This window comes from Burkholderiaceae bacterium (assembly GCA_024235995.1).
GTDB lineage: Bacteria > Pseudomonadota > Gammaproteobacteria > Burkholderiales > Burkholderiaceae_C > Ottowia.
The window spans coordinates 2673469-2689663 of record JACKLI010000001.1; the positions used below are offsets into that span (position 1 = coordinate 2673469).

The following is a 16195-nucleotide window of genomic DNA, read 5'->3' on the forward strand; positions in this document are numbered from 1 at the left end:
GGGCTTACGGTTGTGCTTCGGGCGCTGCGGAACCGGCGCCGCCGGCGGGCTTGCGCCGGCGACGGCGGCGGCGCGGGGCGGCGGGTGCCGCGTCGGCCGCCTCGGAAAAGGTGTCGGATGCTACCGATTCAGGAGCTTCTTGCGCTGGATCGGTGGGGGCCACAGCCCCTTTTTTCACTTGATGAACGCGCGGCGCCTTCTTGGCCTTTTGCTGCTCGGCGCGCAGCTGCTGCACCAGGTCCTCGCGCGCCGATTCGTCGGCCTGGCTGAAGGCCTGCCACCAATCGACCAGGGTCTCGTCCACCTCGCCCACGTCGGCGCGCAGGCGCATGAAGTCGAAGCCGGCGCGAAAGCGCGGCTGCTCGGCCAGGCTGAAGGGCGAGTGGCCGGCGCGCTTTTCAAAGCGCGGCTGCATCATCCAGATCTCGCGCATGTCGCCGCCCAGCTTGCCGCGGCCGGACACGTCGCCGATGCGGGCGTCGAACACCTCGTCGATGGCCTCCTGCAGCGCCGGAAACGGGTGCGCCTTGCGCGCCAGGCGCTGCTGCCAGCCGGCCAGCACGTCCTGCCACAGCACGCAGGCCAGCAAAAACGACGGCGCCACCGGCTTGCCCTCGTCCACGCGGCGGTCGGTGTCCAGCAGCGCGGCCTTGACGAAGGGCTGCTCGGCGCGCTCGACCACCACGTCCAGCAGCGGGTAGATGCCGCTGGCCAGCCCCAGCTTCCTGAGCTGCTCGACGCTGGCCAGCGCGTGGCCGGTCTGCAGCAGCTTGAGCATCTCGTCGAACAGGCGGCTTTGCGGCACCTCGGCCAGCAGCGCCCGGCCCTCCTGCAGCGGCTTGGCGGTCTTGGGCTCGAGCGTGAAGCCCAGGCGCGAGAGCTTGGCGCCGAAGCGCACCGCGCGGATGATGCGCACCGGGTCCTCGCGGTAGCGGGTGGCGGCATCGCCGATCATGCGGATGCGCTTTTTCTGCGCGTCCTGCATGCCGCCGTGGTAGTCCACCAGCACGCGGGTCTCGGGGTCGTAGTACATGGCGTTGACGGTGAAGTCGCGCCGCGCGGCGTCGTCCTCCTGCGAGCCCCACACGTTGTCGCGCAGCACGCGCCCGCTGGCGTCCACCGCGTGCTTCATGCCCGCCAGCTGGCTCTTGGCCGTGCGCTCGTTGCCACTCACGTGCTCGGCATGGGTGCTGTCGACGTTGGCGCGGAAGGTGGAGACCTCGATCACCTCGTGCTCGCGCCCGCGCCCGAACACCACGTGCACGATGCGAAAGCGCCGCCCGATGATGAAGGCGCGCCGGAACAGGCCCTTGACCTGCTCGGGCGTGGCGTTGGTGGCGACGTCGAAGTCCTTGGGCTTGAGCCCCAGCAGCAGGTCGCGCACCGCGCCGCCGACGATGTAGGCCTGATAGCCCGCCTCCTTGAGCGTGCGCACCACCGTGGCGGCACGCTCGTCCACCAGCGCCGGGTTGATGCCGTGCGCCTGCGGGCCCAGCTCCACCCGCTTGCCCAGGTGCTTGCGGCCGTGGCCGCCGGTGGCCTTGTCGATCAGCTTGTCGAGAAAGTTCTTGATCATGCGGTTTCTTCTTTGTGTTCTTGCGTGAAAAGGTCAAGGATGCGCCAGCCGCGCGCAGTGGCCAGCGCGCGCAGGCGCTCGTCGGGGTTGGTGGCCACCGGGTGCGCCGCGCGCTCGAGCAGCGGCAGGTCGTTCATCGAATCGGAATAGAAAGTGACCTCGGCGTCGTCCCAGTCCAGCCCGCGCGCGCGCAGCCAGTCGGCCACGCGCTGCACCTTGCCCTCGCGAAACGAAGGCGTGCCCTGGATCTCGCCGGTGATCCAGCCGTCCGGGCCGAACGCCAGCTCCACCGCGATCAGCTCATCCACCCCCAGGCGCTGCGCGATCGGGCGGGTGACGAACGCATTGGTGGCGGTGACGACCACCACCGCATCGTCCGCCCGCTGGTGGGCCTGCACCAGCGCCAGCGCCTGCGGGGTGATGGCCGGCTCGATCACCTCGCGCAGAAAGCGCGCCTGGGCCTGGCGCGCCGCCTGCGGGCCATGCGCGCGCACCGCCGCAGTGGCAAAGCGCACGTAGTCGTGGATGTCCAGCGTGCCGGCCTGGTAGGCGGCGTAGAAGGCGTCGTTGCGCTGCCTGAACTGCTGCGCATCGGTCCAGCCCAGGGTGGTGGTGAACTCGCCCCAGGCGTGGTCCGAGTCCAGCGGCAACAGGGTGTAGTCCAGGTCGAACAGCGTCAGTTTGTAAGTCAAAAAGACCTCCAGCGCCCATTGATCAAGCGCGAGCAGCTACTCATTTTGAAGCATCGCGCGAATCAGCGGGATGGTGATGGGCCGCTGCGTCTGCAGAGCGTAGCGGTCCAGGTGGTCCAGCAGCTGCATCAGGCTGCCCAGGTCGCGCGAAAAGCGCGCCAGCACGTAGTCGATCACCTCGTCGCCCAGCGCCAGGCCGCGCGTCGCCGCCGCCTGACGCAGCGCGGCGCGGCCCTGTTCGTCGGGCAGCGGGTGCAGCTCGAACACGTGGCCCCAGCCCAGGCGCGTGCGCAGATCCTCGCGCAGCGGCAGGTCGGCCGGCGGCAGGCTGCCGGCGGCCAGCACGGCGCGCGGGCGGCCGTCGGCGGGCGTGGCGGCGTTGATGAACCAGTTGAACGCGGTCTGCTGCAGCTCCGGGCCGTAGCGCTGCACGTCGTCGAGCAGCACCACGTCCCAGGCCGCGTCGAACGCGGCGTGGGGCGACGCCTGCGCGTCCAGCCAGCCAGTGGCGGCGCCCTGCCCGGCCAGCGCCTGGCGCGCCGCGCGCAGCAGGTGCGTCTTGCCGGCGCCCGCCGGGCCCCACAGATAGATCGGCAGCGGCGAGCGCGCCGGGCCCTCGCACCACAGCCGCAGATGCGCCAGCGCCTGGTCGTTGCCGGCCGGCACGAAGGCGGCCAGCGTGGGCTCGGGCGCCAGCGCGATGTCCAGGGCCATCTGCTTCATCGAATGCGAACCGGACAGGAAAGAAATGGGGGGCAGCGGGGCATGGCGCCGTGATCGGGTTGGGAGCGCGGCCTGGGGTGCCTGCGGGCCAACGCCTAGAATCGAGCCTTCGATTTTAAGCATCGCGCCGCCCGCGCCCTGCCCATGAGCCCCACCGCTGCCAAACCTCCCCTGAGCTACAAGGATGCCGGCGTCGACATCGACGCCGGCGACGCGCTGGTCGAGCGCATCAAGCCGCTGGCCAAGAAGACCTTGCGCGAGGGCGTGCTGGCGGGCATCGGCGGCTTTGGCGCGCTGTTCGAGGTGCCCAAACGCTACCGGGAGCCGGTGCTGGTCAGCGGCACCGACGGCGTGGGCACCAAGCTGAAGCTGGCCTTCGAGTGGAACATGCACGACACCGTGGGCATCGACCTGGTGGCCATGAGCGTGAACGACGTGCTGGTGCAGGGCGCCGAGCCGCTGTTCTTCCTGGACTACTTCGCCTGCGGCAAGCTCGACGTGGACACCGCCGCCGCCGTGGTGGGCGGCATCGCCAAGGGCTGCGAGCTGTCGGGCTGCGCGCTGATCGGCGGCGAGACGGCCGAGATGCCCGGCATGTACCCGGCCGGCGAATACGACCTGGCGGGCTTTGCCGTCGGCGTGGTCGAAAAGTCCAAAATCCTCACCGGCCAGAGCGTGGCTGAGGGCGACGTGGTGCTGGGCCTGGGCTCCAGCGGCGTGCACAGCAACGGCTTTTCGCTGGTGCGCAAGTGCATCGAGCGCGCCGGCGCCCAGCTGCCCGCCACGCTGGACGGCCAGCCCTTTCGCCAGGCTGTGATGGCGCCCACGCGTCTGTACGTCAAGAGCGTGCTGGCCGCGCTGGCCGCCCACCCGCATTCGGAAAATGCCGCCTCGCCCGGCGGCATCAAGGCCCTGGCCCACATCACCGGCGGCGGCCTGCTGGAGAACATCCCGCGCGTGCTGCCCGACGCGCTGGCCGCGCAGCTGGCCAAGGGCGGCTGGCCCCAGAGCGAGCTGTTCGCCTGGCTGCAGCAAACCGCCGGCATCGACGACACCGAGATGAACCGCACCTTCAACAACGGCATCGGCATGGTGCTGGTGCTGGCGCCCGAGCAGGCCGCCGCCTGCGCGCAAACGCTGCGCGCGGCGGGCGAGCGGGTGTTCGAGATCGGCCGCATCGCGCCGCGCGGCAGCGGTCCCGCCGTGACGGTGGCCTGACCCCCCGCACGGCCAGCAGCCCGCCACGGCTCGATGAGCGCGCTCCCCGACGCCCGTCTGCGCGCCGCCACGGTGGCCAGCCACCTGGTCATGGTGGCGTCCCTGCTGATCGTCATGTGGCAGGGCCTGCTGCCCGGGCTGCTGTGCGTGTGCGTGGGGTTTTTCAGCACGCGCTGGCTCAGCCCGCGCCTGGCGCCGCTGCTGCACACCCAGCGCGGGCGCGCGCCCGCGCTGGCCGCCGCCGCGGTGGCCCTGCTGCCCATCGTCCTGCTGGCCGTCGCACTGCCGCGCACGCGCGGCCTGCTGCTGGACGCGCCGGCGCAGTACCGCGAGCTGCTGGGCTTTCTGGCGCGCACCGTGCTGGATTTGCGCAATCGCCTGCCGCACGACGTGGCGGCCCAGCTGCCCGAAGGCTCGGCCGAGATCCAGAGCGCCATCGCGGGCTATCTGGTCAGCAAGGCCGGCACGCTGGCCACCACCGGGCGTGCCTGGCTGTCGGGCCTGCTGTTTTCCTACGTGGGCCTGCTGATCGGCGCCCTGGCCGCCGTGCGCCCCAGCGCCGCAAGCCTGAAGCCCCTGGCCGCGCAACTGCACCAGCGCGTGCTGCGCTTTGGCCAGAGCTTTCGCCGCATCATCGTGGCGCAGTTCTGGATCTCGCTGTTCAACACCAGCCTGACGGCCATCTTCCTGCTGGTCATCCTGCCGCTGGCCGACAGCCGCCTGCCCTACACCACCGCGCTGATCGCGCTGACCTTCGTGACCGGACTGGTCCCCATCGTGGGCAACCTGATCTGCAACACGGTGCTCACCCTGGTCGGCGTCTCGGTGTCGCCCAGCGTGGCCCTGGCCTGCCTGGCCTTTCTCGTCCTGATCCACAAGGCCGAGTACTTCATCAACGCCAAGGTCATCGGCCACCGCACCCACATGGGCGTGTGGGAGCTGCTGACCGTGATGTTCGTGATGGAAGCCATCTTCGGCCCCGCCGGCCTGGTGGCCGCGCCGCTGTTTTACGCCTACGCCAAGCAGGAGCTGCAAGCAAGCGGCTGGGTCTGATCACCCCGCAGCCCGCGCCCGCAGCGCACGGATGCCCTCCGAAAAACGCTGCAGCATGGGCGTGCTGTCGCCTGGCGGCACCATCAGCTCGATCAGCTGAAAGCGTCCGCGCTCGGCAAAGGCGGCGTCCAGAGCGGCCTTGAACTGGCGACGGGTGTGCACGCGGTGGCCGCGCCCGCCCAGGGCGTCGGCACAGTCGGCCAGGCGCCAGTCGCCCAGCGCGGCGCAGCGCGACTCGGTCTGGAAGGCGCGGATCATCTCCCAGGTCTGGTTGTTCAGCACGATGACGATCGGGTCCAGCCCCAGGCGCGGGCAATTGCCCAGCTCCCAGCCGGTCATCTGGAAGGCGCCGTCGCCCACCAGGATCAGGCTGCGCTCGCCCGTGGCCACCTGCGCGCCGATGCCAGCCGGCACGCCGAAGCCCATGGTGGCGTAGTAGCCCGGCGCCACCAGCGGCGTGGGCACCAGCTCCAGCGCAGCGAACAGGCAGTCGCCGATGTCCGACACCACGTTGATGGGGCCGTGCAGCGCGATGCAGTCGTTGAGCGCGCGGCTCAAATCGCCCGCGCACAGCGGGGTGTCGTCGGCCACCAAGCCGCGCGGATGGTCGGGGCTGGGGGGTGGCGCATAGGCCGCCCGCGCCGGCACGGCCGGCGTGCGCGCCAGCAAGGCCTCGACCAGGGCGGCCAGCGGAATGTCGGGATACACGTGGTGGCCCACGCGCGCCTCGCGGTGCGCGGCAATCAACGCGCGGCGAAAGTCCATGCGCTGGGCGCTGACGCCGAAGTTGTTGTCCGACAGGATCGCGCCCAGCATCACCGGCAGGTCGGATTCGTCCAGCAGCGCCGTGGTGGCCGCATCGCCCGCCACGCCCAGGTAGGTGCCGTGCAGGCGCACGCCTTCTGCCGTGCCGGCCTCGGTCAGCAGGCCGCGGCCCATGAAGGTGGTGAGCACCGGCAGTTGCAGGCGGCGCGCCAGCTCGGCCACGCGCGCCTCGATGCCGAAGCGGCGAATCTCCACGTCCAGCACCAGCACCGGGCGCTGGGCGGCCTGGATGCGCGCCATCCACTCGTCGGCGCACTCGGCCACCGCCTCGGCGCTGAAGGCGCTGGGCGGCAGCACCGGCACCTCGGCCATGGGCGCCAGCGTCATGTCGCGCGGCACCTCGATCAGCACCGGCTGCGAATACTCGCGGCAGCTGCGCAACACGCGGGCCAATGCGGCAGGCGCCGTCTGCGGGTCGGACAGGCGCACGCGGTCGCAGGTGATCTCGCCGTAGATGCGCCACTGCGAATCCACGTGCCGCACCTGGTGGTGCAGCAGCAGGCCCGAGTGCGCCTCCACCTCGCCCGGGCAGCCGGCCAGCACCACCAGCGGCACGCGCTCGGCGTAGGCGCTGGCCACGGCGTTGACGGTGTTGAGCGCGCCCGCGCCGTAGGTGACGGCCACCACGCCGATGCCGCCGTGCATGCGCGCGGCCGCATCGGCGGCAAAGCCCAGGCCGGGCTCGTGGCTGAGCGTGACCAGGGGCAGGATGGCGCTTTCCTCGATCTGCTTGAACAGCGGCAGGATGAAGTCACCGGGAATGCCGAAGATCTCGCGCGCGCCGTGGTTCTTGAGCGCGCGCAGCAGGGACAGGCCGAGGGTCATGGGAAAGCTCCTTGGAGGAAATGGAGCGCATGATGAGAACAACGGCGAATGGCGCCCATGATGCGCATCAAGATCGACGATAAAGTTGATCAAAACGCCGGTTTCATGCGAAAAAATAAAATCCACGCTCCATTCATGCAAGCGGAAATACCGGTGACCGAAGGCCTGGCAGCGGCAGCGGGCATCGCCACCGGCGCCATCGCGCCAGACCGCGCACCGGCACAATCGAGCGCCATGGCCGCCCTGACCCGCAAACAGCTGATCGCCCTGCTCTTCGTCACCGTGGTCTGGGGGGCCAACTGGCCGGTGATGAAGTTCGGCGTGCAGGGTTTTCCGCCGCTGGCCTTTCGCGCGCTGCAGATGGTGCTGGCCTTGCCCGTGCTGTGGGCCTGGCTGCGCGTCAAGCGCCTGCCGCTGGCCATCCCGCGCGCGGCCTGGGGCCCCGTGCTGTGGCTGGGCCTGTTCAACCTGGCGCTGTGGAACGCGCCCATGATCGTCGCGATCCCCATGCTCTCCAGCGGGCGCGCCGCCATCCTGGGCTACACCATGCCCATCTTCTCGGCCCTGCTGGGCGCCTGGCTGTGGCGCGACCGACTGGGTGCGCGCGGCTGGCTGGGCGTGGCGGCCGCGGCGCTGGGCGTGTTGCTGCTGCTGTGGAACGAGCTGGGCGCCATGGGCGGACGCCCGGTGGGCGTGGCGCTGATGCTGCTGGCGGCCCTGTCCTGGGCCTATGGCACGCAGCTGCTGCGCCGCTCGACGCTCACGCTGTCCACGCCGACCCTGGCGTTCTGGATGATGGTGGTGGCAGGCGTACTGATGGTCTTGCTGAGCGCCCTGCTGGAGCGCGAGCGGTGGCATGCCCCGGGCGCCAACACGCTGTGGGCCACGGCCTACAACGCCCTGCTGGTGCTGAGCCTGGCGCAGATCGCCTGGTTCTCGCTGGCGCGCGCGCTGCCGCCGCTGGCCTCCACGCTCAGCGTGATGATGATTCCGGTGCTGGGCGTTTTCATCGGCGCGCTGTGGCTGGCCGAACCCATCCATTGGCAGGACTGGAGCGCGATGGCGCTGATGTGCGTGGCCATCGCCTCGGTGCTGTGGCCGGCCAGCGCCGCACCGGCCGCGGCCTGACGGCGCCGCGATAAAAAAAGCCACGGCGCAGGCCGTGGCTTTCGTCTCCTCGCCGGCCTCGCGGCCGGCCCTCTTCTTCAGTCGATCAGTGGAACTGCTCTTCCTCGGTCGAGCCGGTCAGTGCCTTGACCGACGACGACCCGCCCTGGATGACGGTGGTGACGTCGTCGAAGTAGCCCGCGCCCACTTCCTGCTGGTGCGACACGAAGGTGTAGCCCTGCTCGCGCGCCGCGAACTCGGGCTCCTGCACCATCTCGACGTAGTGCTTCATGCCCTCGCCGCGGGCGTAGGCGTGGGCGAACTTGAAGGTGTTGTACCAGTTGCTGTGGATGCCGGCCAGCGTGATGAACTGGAACTTGTAGCCCAGCGCGGACAGGTCTTCCTGGAACGAGGCGATCTGCTTGTCGTTGAGGTTCTTCTTCCAGTTGAAGGACGGCGAGCAGTTGTAGGACAGCAGCTTGCCGGGGTTCTTGGCCAGCACGGCCTGGGCGAACTCGCGGGCGAAGCCGATGTCGGGCACGCCGGTCTCGCACCACACCAGGTCGGCATAGGGGGCGTAGGCCACGCCGCGGCTGATGGCCTGCTCCAGGCCGTTCTTCACGCGGTAGAAACCTTCTTGCGTGCGCTCGCCGGTCACAAAGGGCTTGTCGTTGGCGTCGACGTCGCTGGTCAGCAGGTTGGCGGCCTCGGCGTCGGTGCGCGCCAGCACGATGGTGGGCACGCCCATCACGTCGGCGGCGAAGCGCGCGGCGATCAGCTTCTCGACCGCTTCCTGCGTCGGCACCAGCACCTTGCCGCCCATGTGGCCGCACTTCTTGACGGCGGCCAGCTGGTCCTCGAAGTGCACGCCCGAGGCGCCGGCGGCAATCATGTTCTTCATCAGCTCGAAGGCGTTGAGCACGCCGCCGAAGCCGGCCTCGGCGTCGGCCACGACGGGCAGGAAGTAGTCGATGAACTCCTTGTCGCCGGGATTGATGCCGCGGCCCCACTGGATCTCGTCGGCGCGCTTGAAGGTGTTGTTGATGCGGCGCACCATGGTCGGCACCGAGTCGTAGGCGTACAGCGACTGGTCGGGGTACATGGTCTCGCTGGTGTTGCCGTCGGCGGCCACCTGCCAGCCCGACAAGTACACGGCCTCCAGGCCGGCCTTGGCCTGCTGCATGGCCTGGCCGGCGGTGATGGCGCCGAAGGCGTTGACGTAGCCCTTCTTGGATTCGCCGTTGATCAGGCTCCACAGCTTCTCGGCACCGCGCTTGGCCAGCGTGTACTCGATCGGCAGGCTGCCGCGCAGGCGCACCACGTCGGCGGCGCTGTAGCCGCGCTTGACGGTCTTCCAGCGCGGGTTGTTCGCCCAGTCCTTCTCCAGGGCGGCGATCTGCTGCTCGCGGCTGAGTTGCTCGTTGGTGTTCGGCATGAAATGCTCCAGTGGTGAGGTTGCGACAGGTTGGGGCGCCAGCCCCGGCGGCCCGAAGGCCGCGCCCCGGGTTGCTGGCGTTGGGATGAATCATACTCTTGTATAAGACAGAGAAGGATTCTTATGTCTTATACAAGACAAAATTTATCTCTTTTAAAATCAATATCTTGAATGATGCGTTTCTTTATTTGAAATCGTATATCTCATATCAAGAAATCAATGCGGCGGTGCAGCATCCAATATTTCATTTGGCGAAACGAAAAAAACATACCTTGAAATGCACCGGCCACCGCGCGGCCGACCTGGCGCCTGCCGCTATATTTCAGCCACCCGTCCGCGCCCCGCCTGCTCTTGTCCCCCGCCCCCACCCGTCCCTCCCTGGCCGCCTACGGCTGCCTGGCCCTGTCGATGAGCCTGGTGGGCAGTTACGTGGCGCTGACCAAGCCGCTGGCGCTGGTGTTTCCGGTCTTCCTGCTGGCCTGGCTGCGCTTCGGCATCGGAGCCGCCGCCATGGCGCACTGGCTGCGCAAGCCCGCCGATGAGCCGGCGCTGACGCCGCAGACGCGGCGCCTGCTGTTCCTGGAGTCGTTTCTGGGCAACTTCCTGTTCACGCTGTGCATGATCTCGGGCGTGAAGCTGACCACGGCGGTGTCCGCCGGCGTCATCATGGCAGCCATCCCCGCCGCGGTGGCCCTGCTGTCCTGGCTGTTCCTGCGCGAACGCGTGGCCCCGCGCGTGTGGGCCGGCGTGGCCTGCGCGGTGCTGGGCATCGGCCTGCTGTCGCTGGCGCAGGCGCCGCACGCCACGGCCGGCGTGCCGGGCGCGCCCAACCTCGGCTGGCTGGGCAACCTGCTGCTGGTCGGCGCGGTGCTGTGCGAGGCCAGCTACGCCGTCATCGGCAAGAAGCTGACCGGCGCCCTGGGGCCGCGGCGCATCTCGGCGCTGATCAACCTGTGGGGCTTGCTGCTCACCACGCCCTTCGGCCTGTGGCAGGCGCGGGACTTCGACTTTGCCGCCGTGGCGCCCGGCATGTGGGTGCTGCTGCTGTTCTACGCGCTGGCGGCGTGCATGTGGACGGTGTGGCTGTGGATGACGGGACTGAAGAGCGTGCCGGCCGCGCAGGCGGGGGTGTTCACCGTGCTGCTGCCCATCAGCGCCGCCCTGGTGGGCGTGGCCGTCCTGCGCGAGCCCCTCAGCGGCGCGCAGGGACTGGCCTTTGCCGTGGCGCTGGCCGGCGTGCTGCTGGCCACGCTGCCCTCGCGCGCGGCGCTGCGGGGCAGGCCCATTTCACCGGGCGGGCAGGCCTGAGGCGGCGTCAGGCGAGCGAGCGCCCGGCCAGCACGATACCGTCCTCGTCGGCGTACAGCCAGTCGCCGGGCCGCACCCACACGCCCTGAATGCGCACCGGCTCGCCGGCCTGGCCCTCGCCGCGCTTGGCGGTGCGCAGCGGCATGGCCGCGAGCGCGCGGATCGGAATGCCGGCGGCGCGCAGCTCGGCCAGGTCGCGCACGCAGCCGTCGACCACGATGCCGGCCCAGCCGTTGCGCGCCGCGGCCTGCGCCAGGTTGCCGCCCACCAGCGCGTGGCGCAGCGAGCCGCCGCCGTCCACCACCAGCACCCGGCCCTCGCCCGCGCTGCCCACGGCCTCGCGCACGCGCGAGTTGTCCTCCAGCGCACGCAGCGTGTGCACCGGGCCGCAGAAGGCCCGCTCGGCGCCGAAGACGCGAAACACCGGCGGCAGGACGCGAAAGTCGCCGCTGGCATCGCCCTCGTGGGCGTCGCACAAATCGCAGGTGGAAAACGAGGTGGAAGTCATGTCGATACAAACCAGGCAAAGGCTGAAACAGCGCCGAGCATAGCCAAGTGCGGCGTCCACCGCGAAAAAAGCAACACCAAAGCAACACCGAAAGGGCGCCAGGCGCACTTTCCGCTTGGAAACGTGCTCCGCATCCAGTAGCATTCCTGTCAGCCAGGCAGATGCATTCGTGCGTGCCGGCCCGTCAGCATCGGTTCGTTCAACAAAGAGGATTCCAACCATGGCAACTGCAAAGAAAGCCCCCGCGAAAGCGGCGCCCGCCAAGAAGGCTGCTCCGGCCAAAAAAGCCGCCGCGCCCGCCAAGAAGGCCGCCCCCGCCAAGAAGCGCGTGGCCAACCCCGCCTTCATGAAGGCCATGACGCCCAGCCCCGCGCTGGCCGCCGTGATCGGCGCCAAGCCGATGCCCCGCACCGAGGTGACCAAGAAGATCTGGGAATACATCAAGCAGCACAAGCTGCAGGACGCGGCCAACAAGCGCAACATCAACGCCGACGCCAAGCTGAAGGAAATCTTCAAGAAGCCGCAGGTCACGATGTTCGAGATGACCAAGCTGGTCAACGCGCACCTGTCCTGAGCGCAGCAGCCACCCCATCAAAAAAACCGACTCCCCGAGTCGGTTTTTTGATGTCCAAACGGGTTCTGTCCCGCGCCCGATCTGCGCTACAAGCTATCAAATCAGGAACGATCCCGCGCGGCCAAGGCTTTCTGCCGAATGCTGTCGAGCGTCGCGCGGGTGGTGATGACGTCCTCGCTGAGCATCACCTCGATCAAGGTGCCGACGTCGCGCGCCAGCGCCGCCGTCAAGGCCGGTTCGAACTCGGCCGTGCGCGCCACGCGCTCGCCCGCCCATCCGTAGGCACGCGCCAGGGCGACGAAGTCCGGGTTGGCCAGCGGCGTGCCGCTGACATGGGTGGGGTATTCGCGCTCCTGGTGCATGCGGATGGTGCCGTAGCTGCCGTTGTTGAGCAGCACGATGATGCTCTTGCCGCCGTGCTGCACGGCGGTGGCCAGTTCCTGCCCGTTCATCAGGAAGTCGCCGTCGCCCGCGATGGTGAACACGGTGCGCCCCGTGGCGATCGAGGCGCCGATGCCCGCCGGCACGCCGTAGCCCATGGCACCGCTGGTGGGCGCCAGCTGGGTCTTGCAGCCCTTGGCGATGCCGTGATAACGCCAGAAGCGGTGCACCCAACTGGCAAAGTTGCCCGCGCCGTTGGTGACGACCGCATCGGCCGGCAAGTGCTTTTGCAGCGTGGCCACGATGGCCGGCATGTCGATCGGCCCGGGCAGCGGCTGCGGTTGCAGGTTGTCCAGGTAGCCGGCGTGCGCCGCCTGCGCCCAGCCCTGCCAGGGCACGTCGGCCGGCGCCGGCAGCGCATCGAGCATCGCCGCCGCGCCCGGCATGGTGGCGCACAAGGCCAGGTCGGCCTGGTAGACGCGGCCCAGCTCCTGGGGGTCGGGGTGGATGTGCACCAGGGTCTGCGCGGGCCGTGGCGCCTCGATCAGGGTGTAGCCGCCGGTGGTCATCTCGCCCAGGCGCGGGCCGACCACCAGCAGCAGGTCGGCGCTTTTCACGCGCTCGGCCAGCCTGGGGCTGATGGCGATGCCCACGTCGCCCGCGTACAAGGGGTGGTGGTTGTCAAAGGTGTCCTGAAAGCGGAAGGCGTTGGCCACCGGCAGCTGCCAGCGCTCGGCAAAGCGCTGCAGCGCCTGCGCCGCCTCGGGCGTCCAGCCGGGGCCGCCCGCAATCACCAGCGGCTGCTTCGCTTTCAATAGCTGATCGCGCAGATCGGCTGCGCGCTGGCCGTCGTTTTGGTACTGAACCGGCTCCACGCGCGGCAGCGGGCGCGCGTCCACCGGCTGCACCAGCATGTCCTCGGGCAGCACCAGCACCACCGGGCCGGGGCGGCCGTTCATGGCGGTGGCGAAGGCGCGCGCCACGTATTCGGGCATGCGCCGTGCGTCGTCGATGCGCTCCACCCGCTTGGCGAAGCCCTGCGTGCTGGGGCCCAAAAAGACGCGAAAGTCCACCTCCTGGAAGGCCTCGCGGTCGCGCATGCCGCTGGCCACGTCGCCGATGAAGACCACCATCGGCGTCGAGTCCTGGAAAGCCGTGTGGATGCCCACCGTGGCATTGGCCGCGCCCGGCCCGCGGGTGACGAACAGCACGCCCGGGCGGCCCGTGAGCTTGCCCTCGGCCTCGGCCATGAAGGCCGCCCCGCCCTCCTGCCGGCAGGTGATGAAGCGGATGCGGTCGCGGTGCACGTGAAAGCCGTCGAGCGCCGCCAGGTAGCTTTCGCCCGGCACGCCATAGGCGCGCTCGACGCCCTGCTCGATCAGGCATTCGATCAAAAGATGGCCGGCGATGGGAGAGGCGCTTGCGTGTGTCATGCCGTGATTGTGCCGCGCGAGGTGAAGCTACCACGCTCAAATGACACGCCCCGAAACCACAAAATGTCGTTTCTCTCGCGGCAGATCGCCCATGAACTCAGGCTCACCGACACCGTGCCCGACCGTTTGAAAGCGTGAATCCGAGAAACTCCCATAGACGTTTAAGTAACCAATCAGTTAATCTAAACCATGGCATCCATTTCAGCCGAACTCGACTCGAAGGGACGCGATCCCGAGCGTTCCAAGGCCGCGATCCTGAGTGCGGCCCGCGACGAGTTCGCCGGCCATGGCCTCGCGGGAGCGCGAATCGACCGAATCGCCGCGCGGGCCGAACTAAACAAGCGTCTCATTTACTACTACTTCAAGAGCAAGGACGATCTATTTTTGGCCGTACTCGAGCATGTCTATGCCGAAATTCGTGGCGCCGAACAACGCCTGCACCTGCTGGACATGGAGCCGACCGAAGCGGTGCGCCGCCTGATCGAATTCACCTGGAACTACTTCATTGAGCACCCCGAGTTCATCACCCTGCTGGCCAGTGCCAACTTGCATCAGGCGCGCCATCTGCAGCGCTCATCCCGAGTCCAGGAAATGAACTCGCCCGTGATCCAGACCTTGGGCGACGTGCTGGAGCGTGGCCGCAAGAGCGGCGTGTTCCGCGGCGGGGTCGACCCGGTCCAACTCTACATTTCGATCGCCGGTATCGCCTACTTCTACCTTTCGAACAAGCACACCTTGTCGGCCATCTTCGGGCGCGACTTGATGAGCCCCAAGGCACGTGCGGAAAGGCTCGGGCACATGTGCGACGTCATCCTAGGGTATGTCCTGAGATCGTGATTTCAATTTCTCGTTGACGCGGCAAACGCGGTTTCTACAATTCACTTAATGGTGAATTAAACAGAGGAGACAGCTCATGCATGCCGCGAAGACCCTGGCGCGCCGCGCCTTCCTGATCACGGTCCTGGCCGCTGCTGCCAGCCCCGCGCTGGCGCAATGGAAACCCACGCGCCCCATCAACCTGATCGTGCCCTGGGCCGCCGGCGGCTCCACCGACCAGGTCACGCGCATTGCGGCGGCCGAAATTGAAAAGGCCCTCGGCCAGACCATCGTCATCGTCAACCAGCCGGGCGCCTCGGGAGCCATCGGCACGCGCAGCGCCTGGACCGCCGCCAAGGATGGCTACACCTGGACCGCCGGCGCGGCGCAGGATCTGGGCACGTACCAGACACTGGGTTCGCTGGATGCCAGCGTCAAGGACTGGCATCTGTTTCTGAACGTCGCCAACATCGCCGTGCTGGGCGTCAACCCGGACCGGCCCTGGAAAACAGCCAAGGAGCTGATCGACGACATGAAGGCCCGTCCGGGCAAAGTCAGCGTCGCCACGGCTGGTGTCACCTCGGCTGCGCACGCGGCCATGGACCGCATAGTCAAGGCCACCGGCATCAAATACAAGGAAGTGTCGTACGACGGTGGCAACCCGGCGGTGCTGGCGGCGGTGGCCGGCGAGACCGATCTCACCTCCCAACTGGCGGTGGAGCAGGCCGACATGATCCGCGGCAAACGCCTGCGCCCGCTGGCCACCGTGGGCGACAAACCACTGGACCTGGAAGGCTACGGCACGATTCCTCCGCTGTCCAAGGACGTTCCCGGCCTCAGCGCGCCGCCCAACTACTTCGGCATCTTCATTCCCAAGGGCGTGCCGGACGAGGTCATCAAGACCATGGAAAAGATCTGGGCCGAGAAAATGCCAACCGACGAGGCATTGAAAAAGTACGCCACCTCGCGCGGAGCCATCTACGACCCGCTCTATGGCGAAGCTGCGCAGAAGGCGGTGTTTCCGGCCATCCAGCTGAACGCCTGGAACATCTTCGACAGCGGCAAGGCCAAGGTGTCGCCCGACACGGTCGGTATCCCGCGACCCTGAGTCCCGGAGCGCCACAGCGAGTCACCACCGATGTCCGAGTCGACTGAACGGCCCCTCGCCGTCTCCGCGCCCGAGGCAGCACCTTCACCGCGCGCCGATTTGCACGATGCGGTCGGCTGGATCGTGCTGGGTCTGGTGGTCGTCCTGGCCTCGTGGCGCATGGATCGGCTGGAAGACCAGCACATCAACCCGCTCACGGTGCCTGGCCTCGTGCCTGGGCTGCTGGGTGTCGGAATGATGATTCTCGGCGTCATTGTCGGCTTGCGCAGCGTGCGCCACGGCGCGCTTCACCAAACACCGGTACCGCTTGGTCCGGACCAGCGCGCACGGCGCAAGCGCGTGCTGCTGGCCACGGCGCTGTGTTGCCTCTACAGCCTGGTACTGATCGGCCACGGTCTGCCATTTTGGCTGGCCTCCTCCACTTACGTGACGGGCTCCATCCTCGCGTTCGACCGCATCAGTCCCGACCCCGCCAAACGCCGAATCGACCTGCACGCAGTCGTCAAAGCCCTGCTGATCGGCGTATCGACCTCGATCATCGTCTGGCTGGTGTTCGAGCGCCTGTTCCTGGTGCGCCTGCCCTGACCGCCACGCGGCACGCCGCCGCATCAAT

The 16195-nt window shown here is 68.4% G+C and carries 15 protein-coding genes; 8 read left to right on the plus strand and 7 right to left on the minus strand.

Annotated elements, in window-relative coordinates; all coding sequences use genetic code 11:
- Nucleotides 1-4: 4 nt before the first annotated feature.
- Genes pcnB through hda form a run of 3 tightly spaced genes read right to left on the minus strand, consistent with a single transcriptional unit; the run spans nucleotide 5 to nucleotide 2991 of the window.
- Nucleotides 5-1576 carry a polynucleotide adenylyltransferase PcnB gene (gene pcnB / locus H6927_12815; protein ID MCP5218977.1) on the minus strand — a complete coding sequence of 524 codons (1572 nt, stop codon included), beginning with the start codon at nucleotides 1574-1576 and terminating at the stop codon, nucleotides 5-7.
- Nucleotides 1573-2250, minus strand: coding sequence for an HAD family phosphatase (locus tag H6927_12820; protein MCP5218978.1), 678 nt, complete (start codon nucleotides 2248-2250; stop codon nucleotides 1573-1575). Before H6927_12820 ends, pcnB begins: the two co-directional genes overlap by 4 nt.
- 54 nt (nucleotides 2251-2304) lie before the next feature.
- A complete protein-coding gene (hda, locus tag H6927_12825; GenBank protein ID MCP5218979.1) occupies nucleotides 2305-2991 on the minus strand; it encodes a DnaA regulatory inactivator Hda in 687 nt (228 codons plus the stop codon).
- Between the two features lie 144 nt (nucleotides 2992-3135).
- Here hda and H6927_12830 point away from each other — a divergent pair, with 144 nt between their 5' ends.
- Both H6927_12830 and H6927_12835 read left to right on the plus strand, forming a co-directional pair.
- A complete protein-coding gene (locus H6927_12830; protein MCP5218980.1) occupies nucleotides 3136-4209 on the plus strand; it encodes a phosphoribosylformylglycinamidine cyclo-ligase in 1074 nt (357 codons plus the stop codon).
- A 33-nt stretch (nucleotides 4210-4242) separates the two neighbouring features.
- Nucleotides 4243-5262 carry an AI-2E family transporter gene (locus H6927_12835; protein MCP5218981.1) on the plus strand — a complete coding sequence of 340 codons (1020 nt, stop codon included), beginning with the start codon at nucleotides 4243-4245 and terminating at the stop codon, nucleotides 5260-5262.
- Here H6927_12835 and ipdC read toward each other — a convergent pair whose 3' ends face one another.
- Nucleotides 5263-6912 (minus strand): indolepyruvate/phenylpyruvate decarboxylase, encoded by a 1650-nt coding sequence (gene ipdC, locus H6927_12840; GenBank protein ID MCP5218982.1) that lies wholly within the window; start codon nucleotides 6910-6912, stop codon nucleotides 5263-5265. It lies immediately after the preceding gene.
- A gap of 234 nt (nucleotides 6913-7146) precedes the next feature.
- On the opposite strand from ipdC, the gene H6927_12845 reads away from it, so the two are divergent.
- Nucleotides 7147-8040 (plus strand): EamA family transporter, encoded by an 894-nt coding sequence (locus H6927_12845; protein ID MCP5218983.1) that lies wholly within the window; start codon nucleotides 7147-7149, stop codon nucleotides 8038-8040.
- Between the two features lie 85 nt (nucleotides 8041-8125).
- Here H6927_12845 and aceA read toward each other — a convergent pair whose 3' ends face one another.
- Nucleotides 8126-9454 (minus strand): isocitrate lyase, encoded by a 1329-nt coding sequence (gene aceA, locus H6927_12850; protein MCP5218984.1) that lies wholly within the window; start codon nucleotides 9452-9454, stop codon nucleotides 8126-8128.
- 408 nt (nucleotides 9455-9862) lie between these two features.
- Between aceA and H6927_12855 the strand changes: the two genes are divergently transcribed.
- Nucleotides 9863-10762 carry a DMT family transporter gene (locus H6927_12855; GenBank protein ID MCP5218985.1) on the plus strand — a complete coding sequence of 300 codons (900 nt, stop codon included), beginning with the start codon at nucleotides 9863-9865 and terminating at the stop codon, nucleotides 10760-10762.
- Between the two features lie 7 nt (nucleotides 10763-10769).
- On the opposite strand, the gene rraA is transcribed toward H6927_12855, so the two are convergent.
- The gene (rraA, locus tag H6927_12860; GenBank protein MCP5218986.1) at nucleotides 10770-11270 is read right to left on the minus strand and encodes a ribonuclease E activity regulator RraA; all 501 of its coding nucleotides are present in this window, start codon (nucleotides 11268-11270) and stop codon (nucleotides 10770-10772) included.
- Nucleotides 11271-11490: 220 nt separating this feature from the next.
- On the opposite strand from rraA, the gene H6927_12865 reads away from it, so the two are divergent.
- Complete coding sequence (locus H6927_12865; protein MCP5218987.1) at nucleotides 11491-11844, plus strand: hypothetical protein; 354 nt, start codon at nucleotides 11491-11493, stop codon at nucleotides 11842-11844.
- Nucleotides 11845-11945: 101 nt separating this feature from the next.
- On the opposite strand, the gene H6927_12870 is transcribed toward H6927_12865, so the two are convergent.
- On the minus strand, nucleotides 11946-13658 hold the full coding sequence (locus H6927_12870; GenBank protein MCP5218988.1) for a thiamine pyrophosphate-binding protein: 1713 nt from the start codon (nucleotides 13656-13658) through the stop codon (nucleotides 11946-11948).
- A gap of 189 nt (nucleotides 13659-13847) precedes the next feature.
- Here H6927_12870 and H6927_12875 point away from each other — a divergent pair, with 189 nt between their 5' ends.
- From H6927_12875 to H6927_12885, 3 genes are all read left to right on the plus strand, one after another.
- On the plus strand, nucleotides 13848-14495 hold the full coding sequence (locus H6927_12875) for a TetR family transcriptional regulator (protein ID MCP5218989.1): 648 nt from the start codon (nucleotides 13848-13850) through the stop codon (nucleotides 14493-14495).
- A 76-nt stretch (nucleotides 14496-14571) separates the two neighbouring features.
- Nucleotides 14572-15582 carry a tripartite tricarboxylate transporter substrate binding protein gene (locus H6927_12880; GenBank protein ID MCP5218990.1) on the plus strand — a complete coding sequence of 337 codons (1011 nt, stop codon included), beginning with the start codon at nucleotides 14572-14574 and terminating at the stop codon, nucleotides 15580-15582.
- 30 nt (nucleotides 15583-15612) lie between these two features.
- Nucleotides 15613-16167: a tripartite tricarboxylate transporter TctB family protein gene (locus H6927_12885; protein MCP5218991.1), complete on the plus strand. Its 555-nt coding sequence runs from the start codon at nucleotides 15613-15615 to the stop codon at nucleotides 16165-16167.
- The last annotated feature ends 28 nt before the right edge of the window (nucleotides 16168-16195 follow it).